At 58.8% G+C, this 13,034-nt stretch carries 15 protein-coding genes; 4 read left to right on the top strand and 11 right to left on the bottom strand.

The window, feature by feature from the left end:
* Window positions 1-168: 168 nt before the first annotated feature.
* The gene (locus K290_RS0111050) at window positions 169-786 is read left to right on the top strand and encodes a DUF47 family protein (RefSeq protein WP_037135251.1); all 618 of its coding nucleotides are present in this window, start codon (window positions 169-171) and stop codon (window positions 784-786) included.
* On the top strand, window positions 786-1,790 hold the full coding sequence (locus K290_RS0111055) for an inorganic phosphate transporter (RefSeq protein ID WP_028751986.1): 1,005 nt from the start codon (window positions 786-788) through the stop codon (window positions 1,788-1,790). Before K290_RS0111050 ends, K290_RS0111055 begins: the two co-directional genes overlap by 1 nt.
* A gap of 68 nt (window positions 1,791-1,858) precedes the next feature.
* Here the strand turns inward: K290_RS0111055 and K290_RS0111060 are convergent, their stop codons facing one another.
* The 11 genes from K290_RS0111060 to K290_RS0111110 all read right to left on the bottom strand — a co-directional run bounded on the left by K290_RS0111060 (window position 1,859) and on the right by K290_RS0111110 (window position 11,400).
* Window positions 1,859-2,314 carry a thiol-disulfide oxidoreductase DCC family protein gene (locus tag K290_RS0111060; RefSeq protein WP_028751987.1) on the bottom strand — a complete coding sequence of 152 codons (456 nt, stop codon included), beginning with the start codon at window positions 2,312-2,314 and terminating at the stop codon, window positions 1,859-1,861.
* A 104-nt stretch (window positions 2,315-2,418) separates the two neighbouring features.
* Window positions 2,419-2,973, bottom strand: a complete 555-nt coding sequence (locus K290_RS34040) for a DoxX family protein (protein ID WP_051264007.1) — start codon at window positions 2,971-2,973, stop codon at window positions 2,419-2,421.
* A complete protein-coding gene (locus K290_RS0111070; RefSeq protein WP_051264009.1) occupies window positions 2,957-3,772 on the bottom strand; it encodes an HvfC/BufC N-terminal domain-containing protein in 816 nt (271 codons plus the stop codon). The genes K290_RS34040 and K290_RS0111070 overlap by 17 nt, the downstream gene beginning before the upstream one ends.
* Complete coding sequence (gene bufB / locus K290_RS0111075) at window positions 3,759-4,685, bottom strand: MNIO family bufferin maturase (protein WP_028751989.1); 927 nt, start codon at window positions 4,683-4,685, stop codon at window positions 3,759-3,761. The genes K290_RS0111070 and bufB overlap by 14 nt, the downstream gene beginning before the upstream one ends.
* 33 nt (window positions 4,686-4,718) lie before the next feature.
* Window positions 4,719-5,033: a BufA1 family periplasmic bufferin-type metallophore gene (locus K290_RS0111080; RefSeq protein WP_028751990.1), complete on the bottom strand. Its 315-nt coding sequence runs from the start codon at window positions 5,031-5,033 to the stop codon at window positions 4,719-4,721.
* 335 nt (window positions 5,034-5,368) lie between these two features.
* Window positions 5,369-5,896 carry a DUF992 domain-containing protein gene (locus K290_RS0111085; RefSeq protein WP_028751991.1) on the bottom strand — a complete coding sequence of 176 codons (528 nt, stop codon included), beginning with the start codon at window positions 5,894-5,896 and terminating at the stop codon, window positions 5,369-5,371.
* A gap of 74 nt (window positions 5,897-5,970) precedes the next feature.
* The gene (locus tag K290_RS0111090; protein WP_028751992.1) at window positions 5,971-6,819 is read right to left on the bottom strand and encodes a sugar phosphate isomerase/epimerase family protein; all 849 of its coding nucleotides are present in this window, start codon (window positions 6,817-6,819) and stop codon (window positions 5,971-5,973) included.
* 5 nt (window positions 6,820-6,824) lie between these two features.
* The gene (locus K290_RS0111095; protein WP_028751993.1) at window positions 6,825-7,820 is read right to left on the bottom strand and encodes an ABC transporter permease; all 996 of its coding nucleotides are present in this window, start codon (window positions 7,818-7,820) and stop codon (window positions 6,825-6,827) included.
* A complete protein-coding gene (locus K290_RS0111100) occupies window positions 7,817-8,818 on the bottom strand; it encodes an ABC transporter permease (RefSeq protein WP_028751994.1) in 1,002 nt (333 codons plus the stop codon). The genes K290_RS0111095 and K290_RS0111100 overlap by 4 nt, the downstream gene beginning before the upstream one ends.
* Window positions 8,811-10,325, bottom strand: a complete 1,515-nt coding sequence (locus K290_RS0111105) for a sugar ABC transporter ATP-binding protein (RefSeq protein ID WP_425337587.1) — start codon at window positions 10,323-10,325, stop codon at window positions 8,811-8,813. The genes K290_RS0111100 and K290_RS0111105 overlap by 8 nt, the downstream gene beginning before the upstream one ends.
* Before the next feature lie 85 nt (window positions 10,326-10,410).
* On the bottom strand, window positions 10,411-11,400 hold the full coding sequence (locus K290_RS0111110) for an autoinducer 2 ABC transporter substrate-binding protein (protein ID WP_037135252.1): 990 nt from the start codon (window positions 11,398-11,400) through the stop codon (window positions 10,411-10,413).
* Window positions 11,401-11,642: 242 nt separating this feature from the next.
* On the opposite strand from K290_RS0111110, the gene K290_RS0111115 reads away from it, so the two are divergent.
* Window positions 11,643-12,701 (top strand): LacI family DNA-binding transcriptional regulator, encoded by a 1,059-nt coding sequence (locus tag K290_RS0111115; RefSeq protein ID WP_028751997.1) that lies wholly within the window; start codon window positions 11,643-11,645, stop codon window positions 12,699-12,701.
* Window positions 12,702-12,811: 110 nt separating this feature from the next.
* Window positions 12,812-13,000 (top strand): hypothetical protein, encoded by a 189-nt coding sequence (locus K290_RS0111120; RefSeq protein WP_028751998.1) that lies wholly within the window; start codon window positions 12,812-12,814, stop codon window positions 12,998-13,000.
* Window positions 13,001-13,034 lie beyond the last annotated feature (34 nt).

Consider the following 13,034-nt stretch of genomic DNA (forward strand, 5'->3'; position numbering starts at 1 on the left):
CATTCTCCCGGTTACCTCCGCGGATCGGCCAGATAATCCAAATCTTTATTGGTGCGCGAATAAGTTTTGCAAGACCCATCGTCTTTTCATCTACTGCTCCGTCATTTATGACAGATTTACGACATTAAGTGTTTTGGAGCGCCGCTATTGAATTGGTTTCGTAGATTGATGCCGCGAGAAGATCGCTTTTTTGATCTTTTCGCCCGGCATTCCCGCACCATCGTCGGCGCAGCAGAAGCTCTGAACGAATTGCTTTCGGGCAAAGATACCGAGCGGCATTGTCAGCGTATCGTTGAGCTCGAAAACGAGGCGGATGCCATTACCCGCGAAGTTTTGCTTGCGATCCGACGCAGTTTTATCACGCCTTTCGATCGTGGCGACATCAAGGATCTGATCATGTCGATGGATGACGCAATCGACATGATGCATAAGACGGTCAAGACAATTCGGCTATTCGAGCAAACCAAATTTGATCCCGGCATGCAGGAGATGGGCGGTGTGATCGTTCAGGCCGCCAAGTTGGTGGCCGAGGCAGTCCCGCTCCTTGATCGGATGGGCGCCAACTCTTCCCGTCTGAGTGCGCTCACGGAAGAGGTCGTCAAGGTCGAGGGTCGTTCCGACGAATTGCACGAACGGGGATTGAAGGATCTCTTTCGCCGACATGGCGGGACGAATCCGATGGCTTACATCATCGGCAGTGAGATTTATGGCGAATTGGAGAAGGTCGTCGACCGCTTCGAAGACGTCGCTAACGAAATCAGCGGCATCGTGATCGAGAACGTCTAATGGAGGCCACCCTCGCGCTTCCGTTGCTGGCAGGTCTCATTGCCGTGGCACTGTTCTTCGACTTTCTGAATGGATTGCACGACGCCGCCAATTCGATCGCGACCATCGTCTCGACCCGGGTCTTGCGGCCGCAATATGCCGTGATATGGGCCGCATTTTTTAATTTCATCGCCTTTCTGTTCTTCGGGCTGCATGTCGCCGAAACGCTCGGTACCGGTATTATCGACCCCGGTATCGTTACGCCTCAGGTCATTTTTGCTGCCCTGATGGGCGCGATCGTTTGGAATATCGTGACGTGGATATTCGGCATTCCGTCAAGCTCCTCGCATGCGTTGGTCGGCGGTCTCGTCGGCGCCGGCTTGGCCAAGACGGGCATGAGCGCCATCGTCTGGTCGGGCCTCCTGAAGACGGCCGGCGCTATCGTCATGTCGCCGTTGTTGGGCTTCTTGCTCGCACTTTTCCTTGTCCTCTGCGTGACATGGATATTCGTTCGCCAGACGCCCTTTGCTGTCGACAGCGTCTTCCGCGTGCTGCAATTCGTCTCCGCCTCTCTCTACTCCCTCGGGCATGGCGGAAATGATGCCCAAAAGACCATGGGGATTATCGCCGTTCTGCTTTATTCCCAGGGACATTCCGGAGCGCAATTCCATGTGCCTCTCTGGGTCGTCTTGGCCTGCCAATCCGCGATGGCCCTTGGCACGCTGTTCGGCGGCTGGCGGATCGTGCACACGATGGGTTCGAAGATCACCAGGCTCAATCCGATGCAGGGCTTCTGCGCCGAGACAGGCGGCGCGCTGACCTTATTTGCCGCGACATGGCTCGGCATCCCGGTCTCGACGACGCATACGATTACCGGTGCAATCATCGGCGTCGGCGCCGCTCGACGCGTCTCGGCCGTGCGATGGGGATTAGCAGGCAATATCGTCGTCGCATGGGTGATAACCTTGCCCGCCGCAGCCCTCATCTCGGCGCTGGTCTACTGGATCACGAACTGGGTGGTATAGGAACCGAGTGCGCCGGGAATGTCTCTTCCCGCTTTACCATATCGGCAAGGCTCGTCGCTCCGGCAAGGCTACTCGATGACACGCGCCCGCAATTCCTTGGATGGCACAAGACAGGTCTCGTATCTGCCGAAAATGCGGTATCTGTTTTTGGCGATCAGATCATATGCTGCATTGACAAGCCGCCGCGGCATCAAGTTCACCACCGCAAGCAAGCTCCACGGAAAGCCGAGACACCGCACGGCGGTGGCAAACGCATCCATTTTCGTGTGCAGGATGCCGTCCACGATCACTAGATTGGTCGAAAAGTCCGTCGTATCGAGGCCGTAGTGCCGATAAAGCGCCTGTCCAAGCGGAGACTGCGCGGCCGTGAACAGGAAACGGCCGGAAGGGTCGTGGGCGAAGACAAAACGGATGAACGAGGAGCAGAAAATGCACTCGTTGTCGAAAACGATAAGACCCTTGTCATGATCATGAGGCGGCACGTTCGGGTCATTTCTGAAACTGTATGAAGCAAGTTCGGTCATCGGCAGCGCATCTCCGAAGCGCAATGAACGTCGCAATATGTTTTGCGTCAAGCGAAAGCTGTCGTAACCGTCAGGCACACGTCATTTCGGCAAGAGCCAGCAACTCAAGCGCTGTGATCACTTTCTGCGGACGAGGTCGTCCGGAACGGCGCCTCCAGCCCGAAAACCCGTCGGATGAGATAGTCCAGGGACAGACGTCCCGGCCCCCAGGCCATAATGCCCAGCGCCATCGCCGCCCAGGTAATATGAACAGGCCATCCATCTGGAACGGTCAATTCCACGATAGCGGTCATGACAAGAAGACCGGTCGCGGCAAAACGCGTAGCAAGGCCAAGCACCAGAAGGGTCGAAAATACGACCTCGCCGGAACCCGACAGAAATGCCATCACCGCCGGAGCAGGATAGGGATATGGGCCGCCCGGCAGATGCAGCATGAACTCGTCCGTGAAGAGCTCGACGGCCGTATCGCTCAACTGCAGGAACCCATCCCATTTGAGGATGCCGGAACGCCAAAACGGCACGGCAAGCCCGATACGCAGAATGAGTTGCACCAGGGATGGCTGAGCGATCATCTGTACCAGCCAGCTTGCCTTTTCAAGAAATGCAATGACAGGTGCGAACGGCCTGCCCACTACCGAAGTTTCAAGCGTTTTCGTCATTGGAATTCCCCAGGTAAATCTCAGTAAAAACGCCGGCTTCGATCATCTCGGCAACCATCCCCGCAAGATCGAAAGCAGGGTTGACAGTCAGCGCTGCGGCCGCCGCCGCCGCGAAAGTACCTCCATCGGCAAGGCAGATGAGGAATGCGGCCCCGCCGGGCTGCAGCAACCGGACCACGACCTCGAGGTCTGGCCGCGTGATCAATGCATCCTCTGGAGCGATACGCTCGATGCGCCCCACCGGTTCGGAGCCCCGATTGGCGGCGAAGATCGTCACGGCCGGAAATCCGGAGGACAGAATTCTCGTCGCGGGATGGACGTGAAATCGCAGGTCGGGCAGCTCGTCCGGTGCGACGCGCGCGAGATCATCCGCTGAGATGACCGGGCAATCGGCAGCATGATAGGCATCCAGCCAGGCCCGCTCCAGTCGCGCGACATCGCCCAACCAAGGCATCGACTGCGCGTATTCATAGGCATCGATGAACGCCGGAAAGTCATGACCATATTCAAACAAAAGCGGTGAGGTCGGCGGCGTTTCGCGAATGTGGAAGCGCGCCATCGCACGAAAGAAATCCGGCCCCGTTATGCGCTGGGTCGCAGGAAAAATCGCGGCCAGCGCCTCGATCAGGCTCACCGTAACGTTGTTGCGATAGACATTATAGCGTTTGTCGGCGCCTTTCCCATGCGGGCCGACCAGCGAAGCCGGCGTTCGCTGTTCGGGATCGAGCAGCGACGTGGAGAAGGTCGAAGCGAATGACGGATCGCCGCGCCCGATCGAGAGGATCTCAGCGGACCGCATGGGATTTTCCTGAGGTCCGGGATTGCGGATCGAGAATCGCTTGCGCTGCAACCGCCTCGGCGCGCAAGACCGGCCAATCGGGGATTTTACTGTCCCACTCGACGAGCGAGGGAATTGGCCCGCATCGGTCGATGACGATCTCATAGAGCCGCCAGACCGCGTCCGCGACAGGTCCATCATGACTGTCGATCAGCAGCAGCTCGCCTTCGTCATCGGCCTGCTCGGCATGGCCTGCGAGATGAATTTCACCAACTTTCGACAGGGGAAAATCGCCAAGATAATCCAGCGCCGAATAGCCGTGGTTGGTGGCCGAAACAAAGACGTTGTTGACGTCGAGCAAAAGCCCACAACCGGTCCGCTTCGCAATCTCGCCAATAAAATCCGTTTCGCTCATGGAAGATTCAGCGAAAAGCACGTAGGTCGAGGGATTTTCGAGCAGGATGGGACGTCCGATCGCCGTCTGCATCTCGTCGATGTGATTGCAGACATGCGCGAGCGTGGTGCTGGTATAGGGCAGCGGCAGCAGGTCATTCAGATAGGTATTCTCGTGGGTCGACCACGCCAGGTGCTCGGACACGAGTGCGGGCTCATATCTGATCACCAGCTCGCGAAAGCGCCGGAGGTGACCCCTGTTCAGCGGCTGCGGCCCACCGAGCGACATGCAGACGCCATGCAGCGAGATTGGGTAATCCCGTCGCACGAGTTCGAGCGCGTGATGGGGAGGACCACCGGCGCCCATGTAGTTCTCGGCGTGAATTTCGAAAAACCCTTGCGGGCCTTTTTCTGCAAGAATGGCAGGCAGATGTTCCGGCTTGAAGCTCGTCCCAGCCAAACCGTGAACGGGATAGGAGGGAAAGCGGAGCGCGGCACCCGCTTCGACGACAGGAGCGACGGTTCGATTGTGGGCGTTCATCGTGTCTTCTCCGCTTTCCAATCACTATTTCGATTAGAGATCGCGCTTGAGCGGCATCAGCGAGCCATGGCGGCCGCCGGGAATATCAAGCGAGGCGCAAGTGCCACCTTGAACGAACTTCCAGGAATTGCCCTGGAAATCCACGGTCGACGTTCCCTGGCAGGTGGTTCCTGGACCGGCTGCGCAATCGTTTTGGCCCTTCAGAGCAACACCGTAGCATTTCTCCTTGTGAGCGGCGACGGCAGCACTGGCTTCAGCCTTCGTCAGCGGTGCGGCAGCGGCCATCGACGCAAGCGCCGTGGTAACCGCACCGGCGAGCAGGACAGAACTCACAGTAGCTTTCAACATGAACTATCTCCATTTGGGTTCGTGACGCCCCTGTCTTCGGGGCACGTCAGGTACTCGTTTGCGAAAGGAGATTCGTTACAGCCGAGATTGTCACGAACGCGTGATTGCCGGCGCGCCGGGGCCAAGCGTGTATGACACGCAATCGAGAGACCGCCATTCGGGAAGATTTCTAAGTCATATCGGGCGCGCGGTGGCGACCGTTCACCCAGAACTGCCGCGCCGCTTAAGCGCGAACACAACGAACCGCCGGGCGCAAACCCGGCGGTTTTTTTCATGTCGAACCATCAAGAATTTACCGCTTCCCTCACAGGTCCACATCCTGCCTGTGAGAGCTTTTATCTAGCCGGGCGCAATTGCAGCCTCGAAACACCGGCAGCAACATTAAGTCCCGTTCCCGCTTCGCCGCTCAATGGCTGCAAACCGAAATTTCTCGAATTGCCCCCGATCAGCGCATTTGCACCGAGGCCCACGCCCACCGCGGCACCGGCGGACGCGCCGACATAATCGCCGGCCAAAGCGCCTTCCCCGGCGCGGGTCGGATGGATACTGTAAACGACCCAGCTCAGATAGGACTTGCCTGTCACGCCGATGTCGACACCGAGCTTGCCGATGGAGCCAATATAGCGCTCCGACGGACCTGAGCTTCGCTTGAACCTGCAATCGACGGCCTTATTGGAGCCGATAATCATACCGACGCCGCCCGCGACCTGGCAGGACAGGGTGCCAAGACGCTCCTTAGGCCCGGTCGTAACCTCCTCCTTGTGGGTGTGTCTTTGTGATCGATGCACCGTGGTGGCTGCATCGGCGGCAGGAACGGCGATCGCGAGCGAGGCTGCGGTGACAACAAGAGCAAACTTTTTCATAAGATTTCTCCTTGACCATTCGCACTTTCCTCAACGCGCCGGACAGGAGTTCGTTCGAGCCGAAGGAGGATTCCTTAGATCAAACCATACTGCTTCGCCTTGTTACGCAGGAACGGCAGGCCGTTGCCCATGACCTCCTCCTCATCCTTGGCGACGGGCCGCCAGACCGACAGTCCGTAGGCGAGCTCCGGCGGCATGTTGATAAAGCTCTCCATCGCAAGCCCGCCCTTGAAGCCGATGGCGGCAAGCGTCGCGTAGATCTCGTCCCAATCGCAGGTGCCATAGCCGGGCGTACCCCTGTCGCTTTCCGACAGATGGATGTATTTCAGGTGATCGCGCGCAGCCAGAATGCCGTTGCCGACGCCCTTTTCCTCGATGTTCATGTGATAGGTATCGAGATGGACGAAGACGTTGTCGGCACCGACGCGCTCGATCATCTCCACCGCCTGCCAGCCTGTGTTGATCAGATGGTTCTCGTAGCGGTTGACGGCCTCGACGCCGAGTTCAATGCCCCGGCCCTTGGCGTGCTTGGCTGCGGCCGTCAAAACCCGGGCGACATTGTCATACTCCTTCTGCGTCGGGGGCACGCCGGTACGCTCGCCGATGCCGCCATAGATCACGCCGGAAAGGGCCTCGCCGCCAAGATCGGCGGTCTTGTCGATCGCGATGGCGAGATGTTCGATCGCAGCATCCGGGCGGACGGACGCCCAGGCGTGTTCGGGAAGGCCGAGCGAGCACACCGCCCGAAGCCTATGTTTTTCCAGCAACGCCTTGGTATGGGCCGTATCGACTGCGGGCGGATTGAGCATCGGGATTTCGATGAAATCCACCTTGTATTTCACGGCGGCGGCGACGGCCCGCTCGGCCCCTGCCCGGTCCCAGTTCATCGTCCACATGCTGGTATGAACACCGAAGCCTTCCATAGCTTTTATCCTTTTCTCTTGTTGAGGAACTTGTAGTGCGAGGCGACCCAGCGCAGGAACATCACCCCGACCAGGAGCAGGCCCCAGACCGCGGTCGCCAGATGCTGATTGGCTCCCATCAGGTTCAGCCCCGAAGACAGGAGCTGCAGAACGACGAGCGCCACGAAGACGGGGATCACGCGGCCGAAGCCGCCGAACGGATTGACGCCGCCCAGGAAGCAGGCAAGCACCGTGATCAGCAGATAGGATTCGCCGTGGCCGACGCGGACGGAATTGAACCGCGCCAGCATGATGATGCCGGCCACCGCACACATGGCGCCGGAGAGCGTATAGACGAGAACGACAACCTTGCGCGTATTGACGCCGGAATAACGCGCGGCTTCGATATTGGAGCCGATCATGTAGGTATTGAAGCCCAGCTTCATGCGCGTCAGCAGCAGATGCCAGACGAGAACGCAGATAATGAAGATGATCAAAGGAACGGGAATGCCGAGCACTGATCCGTGCCCCAGCGGCCGGAGGAAATCCGGAAAGCCGGACACGTCACCGCCCCGTGTGAGAAATTCACCCAGGCCGCGCAGGAAGATCATCATAGACAGCGAGACGAGGATGGGATGAGCGCGCGTATAGGCGATGACGAAACCCATGATCACGCCGCTCGCCGCCCCTGCCGCCAGTGCCAGCGCACATCCGAGGCCAAACGCCAAAGGTCCGGCATCCACGCCTCCATTTGCCTGCAGCACCCAGGCAACCGTCAATCCGGCGATATTGGCCGTGAATGTTATGGCCAGGTTGAGCCCGCCCGTCAGAATGGGCAGCAGCATCGCCAGTGTCAGAAGGCCAAGCTCGGGAAGTTGAAAGGCGACCGAACCGAAGGTCGCCTGGCTCAGAAATTGCGGCGAGGCAAGCCCGAAGAAGATCATCACGGCAAGGAAGGCGAAGAATGGGCCTGCCATTTCCGAACCGAAACGCTTTTGGAAACTTTCGACGAGAACGGTCATCGTGCCGGCCCTTCCCTGCGCAGGACAGGCAAAAGCTTGTCGATCCGCGTATTCGATAAAGTGATGGCGACCAGAATGATGGCACCGATGATCATCTTGAACGCGAAAGGCGAGACGCCCATCAGATTGAGCCCGTTTTGCGTAATGGAGATCAGCAGCACGCCGAGAACACAGCCGAGCACCGATCCCTTGCCGCCGCCGAGACGCGCGCCGCCGAGAACCACCGCGGCGAGTACGTCGAGTTCACGACCGTAAAGCGCATTCGGGACCACCTCCTGCGCATAATGCGCCTGCACCAGCCCGCCGATGCCGGCCATCAGCCCCAGCCAGCCGAATGCGATGAACTGCATGGCGCCGATATTGATGCCGAAACGGCGTGCACCTTCTGGATTGTCGCCAAAGGCATAGAGCTGCCGCCCGATGGTGGTGCGAGTGATGAGTACCCAGGTGGCGACGACGCAGATTGCCATGACCAGGACCGGAAGGGTGATCTCGATCCATGTGCCGTCCGGCATCTCATGCTCGAACAGCACCACCTTGTCCGTCAGCCAGTCCGGCAGGTCGTAGATCGAGACGCCCTTGGTGAAGAACATCAGAAGCCCGAAATAGATGTTGAAGGTGGAGATGGTCGCGACGATCGAGATGATGCGGAAGCGATGGATAAGGAAGGCGTTGATTGCGCCGAGCAGGATGCCGATCGATCCCGCGATGAGAAGGCCCGAAAACCAGCTTCCCCCGCCAATCCAGCCGAGCGCGATCGCCGTCACATATTGCACGACGGAGGCGCCAACGGCGAAGGAGATATCGATCCCGCCGGCGATCAGAACCACCAGCAGGCCAACCGCGAAGATGATGTTGACGGCGCTGGTGTTCAGGAGATCGAAGCTATTGCCGAGGGAAAAGAAATTATCCGTGGCGAAAGACAGGAAGGCGCAGATGACGATCATCACCGCCAGCAGGGAGCTTTCCGTCGCATGGGTGCCGATGAATTTACGCATAGACGGCAGCCTCGATATCGTGAAGGGAGCATTGCCGCGGATCGAACGAGCCGACGATCCTGCCCTGCGCCATGTGCAGCACGCGGTCCGCATTGAAATAGACCTCGGGCACCTCGTCGGAGATCAGGATGATCGCCAGGCCGCTTTCGGCCAGCTTGGCGACGATGTCGAAGATGCCGGCCCGCGCACCGACATCGACGCCGACCGTCGGGGCATCGAGGATCAGCAGCTTCGGATCGGTCGCCAGCCATTTGGCGATGGCGACGCGCTGCTGATTGCCGCCCGACAATGTCGAAATCGCATCCTCCTGCCGCCCGATTCTGATACCGAGCTCGCGAATCCAGCGCGAAACAAGGCTTTCCTTCCTTTCGTCGGAGAGCAAGCCGCCGGACAGGATCTTGCGCAACGACGAAATCACGAGATTGTCGGCGATCGATTGCGGCTGGATGAGCCCGAGCGACAGCCGGTCCTCGGAAAGATAGGCGACGCCGGCCTGGACGGCATCGCGATTGGACGAGAAGCGTACAGGCTTGCCATCTAGCATAATCGTTCCGGAATCCGGTCGCGTCATGCCGAAGAGAGCAAGGGCAAGCTCGGTACGTCCGGCCCCGAGCAGCCCGGTAATGCCAAGCGTTTCACCGCGCCGCACCGTCAGCGTAATATCCTCGAACTGACCACGCCGGCTGAGCGAATTGACATCGAGGACAACGGCCTGCTGATCCTTTGGCCTCGCCCGAACCTGATTGTCGAAGGTCTTTCCCGTCATCAGCTCGGTGATACGGGACTGCGTCATGCCTTCCGCCGGATAGACGCCGACAAGCGCACCATCCCGAAGCACCGTCAGCCTGCTCGATATGTCGAGCACTTCTGCAAGCCGATGGCTGACGAAGACGACGGCGACGCCGGAGGCGGAGAGATTGCGGACGATCTCGAGAAGATGGTTGGTTTCGGATTGCGTAAGCGAAGCGGTCGGCTCGTCCATGAAGACGATCTTGGCTTCACCGACCAAGGCGCGGGCAATCGCCACGATCTGCCGTTGAGCGATTGCAAATTCTTTGAGAGGCAGATCGACATCGAGCGCAACGCCGAGCCGTTTCAGCGCGTTCATGGCAAGCTGTCGCATCCGCGCGTAATCGACCAGGCGCGGCCAGCGGCCGAGCACGGTCTGGAACGCGATATTTTCCGCGACGCTCATCTCGGGAAACAGCGCGAGGTCCTGCCAGATGACCTGGATTCCCTTCGCCTGCGCGGTCACCGGCGACATATGCGAATAGGTCTGGCCGTCATATTCGATGACGGCGCCGGGTGCCGGACGATAGACGCCGGTGATGATCTTGATCAACGTGCTCTTGCCCGAGCCGTTTTCGCCGGCAAGGCAGTGGACCTCGCCCGGATGGACTTCAAAGGCCACGTTCTTCAAGGCTTTGACCCCGCCGAACGTTATGTTGATGTCGCGAAGAGATAGCAGCGCTCCGCCGCTCGCATCCGCGCTTTCGATCTCAGACATGGATCCGCCCGTCATACCGTGGATGGGTGAGGACATGCCGGGCCAGCCGAAGCCGGCCCAGCCTGCCGGGAGAACCGGACTTGTTTCAGAGCCCCATCGCCGCGAGATCGGCAACCGTCTTCTTGTTGATCGGAACGAGCTGATCGACGATGATGTTGTGCTTCTCGAAATCGGGATGGATGGTGCCCAAGCCTTCGATCTGCTCGCCGTCCTTGATTTGCTCACCCTTCATCAGCTTTTGCGAAAGCGTCACGAAGACCTCGCCAGCCTGTTTCGGATTCCACATGAAGCCGCCGGAAATCGCGTCCGAATTCAGAAGCTTCTGTCCCTGTCCGGGCGAGAAGGGGCCAAGCACGAAGATCTTGCCGACCTTGCGACGCTCTTCGATCGCGCGGCCTGCGCCGATCGGACCTTGACTGCCGAAGGCAAGGAAGCCCTTCAGATCCGGATGCGCGGAAATGAGATCGAGCGCCGTGCTGCGGCTCTTGTCGACGTCTTCCGCCACGCCGTAACGATCGCCCACGAGCTTCATGTCGGGATAATTCTTCTTGAGATAGGCAATCGCCGCATCGGCCCAGGCATTGTGCAACGGTACCGTCAGCGAACCGACGAAGACTGCATATTCGCCCTTGCCACTCATTTTCTCGGCGAGCAGCTTGGCATGCGCTTCACCGAAGCCAACCGAGGAGGCAAGCTCGAAGTCCCAATCGGCACCCTTCTGACCCGGCGATTCATGCGTGATGACGATGATACCCTTTTCCTTCGCCTTGCTGAGAACCGGCTCGAGCACCTTGGCATCATTGGGAACGACACCGATGACCTTGACGCCCTGGGCGATCAGATCCTCGATGGCACGCACTTGAAGCGCCGGATCGGCGCTTGTCGGACCGATCATAAAGGCATCGACGTCAAGTTTCTTTCCCTGCTCCTTGATGCCGGCTTCCATGGCGTTGAACCACGGGATACCGCCGATCTTCACGACGATGCCGACCTTACCGGTGTCCTGTGCAAAGGCCATTGTGGCGGTCGCAAGCGACAGCGAAGCTGCTAGCGCAGCCACGATAAATCTCTTCATGATCTTCTCCTCCACAGTTCCCCTCGGGGAACAAACAGGCGCTCCGCAACAGGCGGCCTTCCTCCCGGCTTGGGTGGCGAATCAATGCCCCGCCTCCCTTTGGCAGCCGCTTCCTCAAACGGCACCATTATTGTGCACAATCGATCTTTCTTTTTTGCACAATCGATGGTGCAATCAATATCGATGAGATCTATCCTTTCGTCAAGAGGACTCGGGGGCTAAGACAAACCGAGGAGACATTCATGAAAAAAGACAGTCGGAAGAAGGCCACGATCTATGACCTATCCATGCTCTCCGGAATTTCCCCCTCGACCGTCAGCGCGGTCCTGAACGGCACCTGGCGCAAGCGCCGCATCAAGGAAAGTACGGCCGAACTCATTCGCGATCTCGCCGAAAAGCATCAATATACCACGAACCGGCAGGCGCAGGGGCTGCGCAGATCTCGCTCGGGATTGGTGGGGCTGATGCTCCCCGTTTACGACAATCGCTACTTCTCCTCCATGGCTCAGACGTTCGAAGCCCATGTGCGCCAACGGGGGCAATGTCCGATTGTGGTCAGTTCCAGCCGCGACCCCCAGGAAGAACGCGAGACCGCCGAGAATCTGATCTCCTACTCCATTGACGAATTGTTCATATGCGGCGCGACGGATCCCGACGGCGTGCACGAAGTCTGCGAAGCGGCGGGCCTGAAACACATCAATATCGACCTTCCGGGCACGAAGACCCATTCGGTCATCAGCGACAATTACGAAGGCGGGCGCATGCTGACGGAAGCGATCATCGGCCGCTTTGCATCCGACGATCCCTTAAGCCCCGACGAACTCTCCCTGTTCGGCGGGCGAAACGACCATGCCAGCCGTGAACGTATCCGCGGTTTCCGGGACGTCAAACGCGCACTGCTTGGCGCCGATCCGGAGGCGTCGATCCAGCCGACCGGCTATTCGCCCAACACGGCCCGAATTGCTTTCGAGGCGTTTTTCGAGAAGGCAGGCCGCCTGCCCCGTGCGCTCTTCATCAACTCGTCGATCAATTTCGAAGGGCTGCTGCGTTTCATGTCGGCCCATCCGCACGAAACCTTCGCGGATCTGGTCGTCGGCTGCTACGACTACGATCCGTTCGGATCCTTCCTCCCCTTTCCCGTGATCATGATGCGCCAGGACGTGGAAGGCATGATCACCAAGGCATTCGAGCTGATCGAGGAAACGCGGACGCCGCCGAAAATCCATCTTATTCGCCCGGACCTCGTGCCGCCACGCACAGCCCTGACTGGTCCATTGGATGGGCTCAAGGACATTGTTTAGGAGGCAAGCGTCGACGGAAGCGCTTTATGCCTAGAGTCCCATCCACAAAGCCGGAACGAACTTAAAGCTTGGCCGTTGAGATTTGATCAGCAAGTCTCGGAGGAAAGACTATGGGCATCGAGCAAGCTCCAACCGAAAAGGGTAAGCAAGCTGCGCGCGGATTGAGAAAAAGCGCTGCGAAAGAGGAAAAGAAGGTAGAAGCTCAAAAGGGTTCAGACCTTGCGAAAGGTTCCGAGCGGTTTGAAGAACGTTCGAAAAGCTCCGACGGCAAAAGTGCCGGAGCAAAGCAGCGTCTTTAAAAGCATCGGGTTCGCTTACTCAATGACATGCAAA

Source organism: Rhizobium leucaenae USDA 9039 (assembly GCF_000426285.1).
Lineage (GTDB): Bacteria > Pseudomonadota > Alphaproteobacteria > Rhizobiales > Rhizobiaceae > Rhizobium > Rhizobium leucaenae.

Excerpts from the sequence above, each read along its gene's own strand:
- K290_RS0111050 (WP_037135251.1), top strand. The coding sequence starts at position 169 with ATGCCGCGAGAAGATCGCTTTTTTGATCTTTTCGCCCGGCATTCCCGC.
- K290_RS0111055 (WP_028751986.1), top strand. The coding sequence starts at position 786 with ATGGAGGCCACCCTCGCGCTTCCGTTGCTGGCAGGTCTCATTGCCGTG.
- K290_RS0111060 (WP_028751987.1), bottom strand. The coding sequence starts at position 2,314 with ATGACCGAACTTGCTTCATACAGTTTCAGAAATGACCCGAACGTGCCG.
- K290_RS34040 (WP_051264007.1), bottom strand. The coding sequence starts at position 2,973 with ATGACGAAAACGCTTGAAACTTCGGTAGTGGGCAGGCCGTTCGCACCT.
- K290_RS0111070 (WP_051264009.1), bottom strand. The coding sequence starts at position 3,772 with ATGCGGTCCGCTGAGATCCTCTCGATCGGGCGCGGCGATCCGTCATTC.
- bufB (WP_028751989.1), bottom strand. The coding sequence starts at position 4,685 with ATGAACGCCCACAATCGAACCGTCGCTCCTGTCGTCGAAGCGGGTGCC.
- K290_RS0111080 (WP_028751990.1), bottom strand. The coding sequence starts at position 5,033 with ATGTTGAAAGCTACTGTGAGTTCTGTCCTGCTCGCCGGTGCGGTTACC.
- K290_RS0111085 (WP_028751991.1), bottom strand. The coding sequence starts at position 5,896 with ATGAAAAAGTTTGCTCTTGTTGTCACCGCAGCCTCGCTCGCGATCGCC.
- K290_RS0111090 (WP_028751992.1), bottom strand. The coding sequence starts at position 6,819 with ATGGAAGGCTTCGGTGTTCATACCAGCATGTGGACGATGAACTGGGAC.
- K290_RS0111095 (WP_028751993.1), bottom strand. The coding sequence starts at position 7,820 with ATGACCGTTCTCGTCGAAAGTTTCCAAAAGCGTTTCGGTTCGGAAATG.
- K290_RS0111100 (WP_028751994.1), bottom strand. The coding sequence starts at position 8,818 with ATGCGTAAATTCATCGGCACCCATGCGACGGAAAGCTCCCTGCTGGCG.
- K290_RS0111105 (WP_425337587.1), bottom strand. The coding sequence starts at position 10,325 with ATGTCTGAGATCGAAAGCGCGGATGCGAGCGGCGGAGCGCTGCTATCT.
- K290_RS0111110 (WP_037135252.1), bottom strand. The coding sequence starts at position 11,400 with ATGAAGAGATTTATCGTGGCTGCGCTAGCAGCTTCGCTGTCGCTTGCG.
- K290_RS0111115 (WP_028751997.1), top strand. The coding sequence starts at position 11,643 with ATGAAAAAAGACAGTCGGAAGAAGGCCACGATCTATGACCTATCCATG.
- K290_RS0111120 (WP_028751998.1), top strand. The coding sequence starts at position 12,812 with ATGGGCATCGAGCAAGCTCCAACCGAAAAGGGTAAGCAAGCTGCGCGC.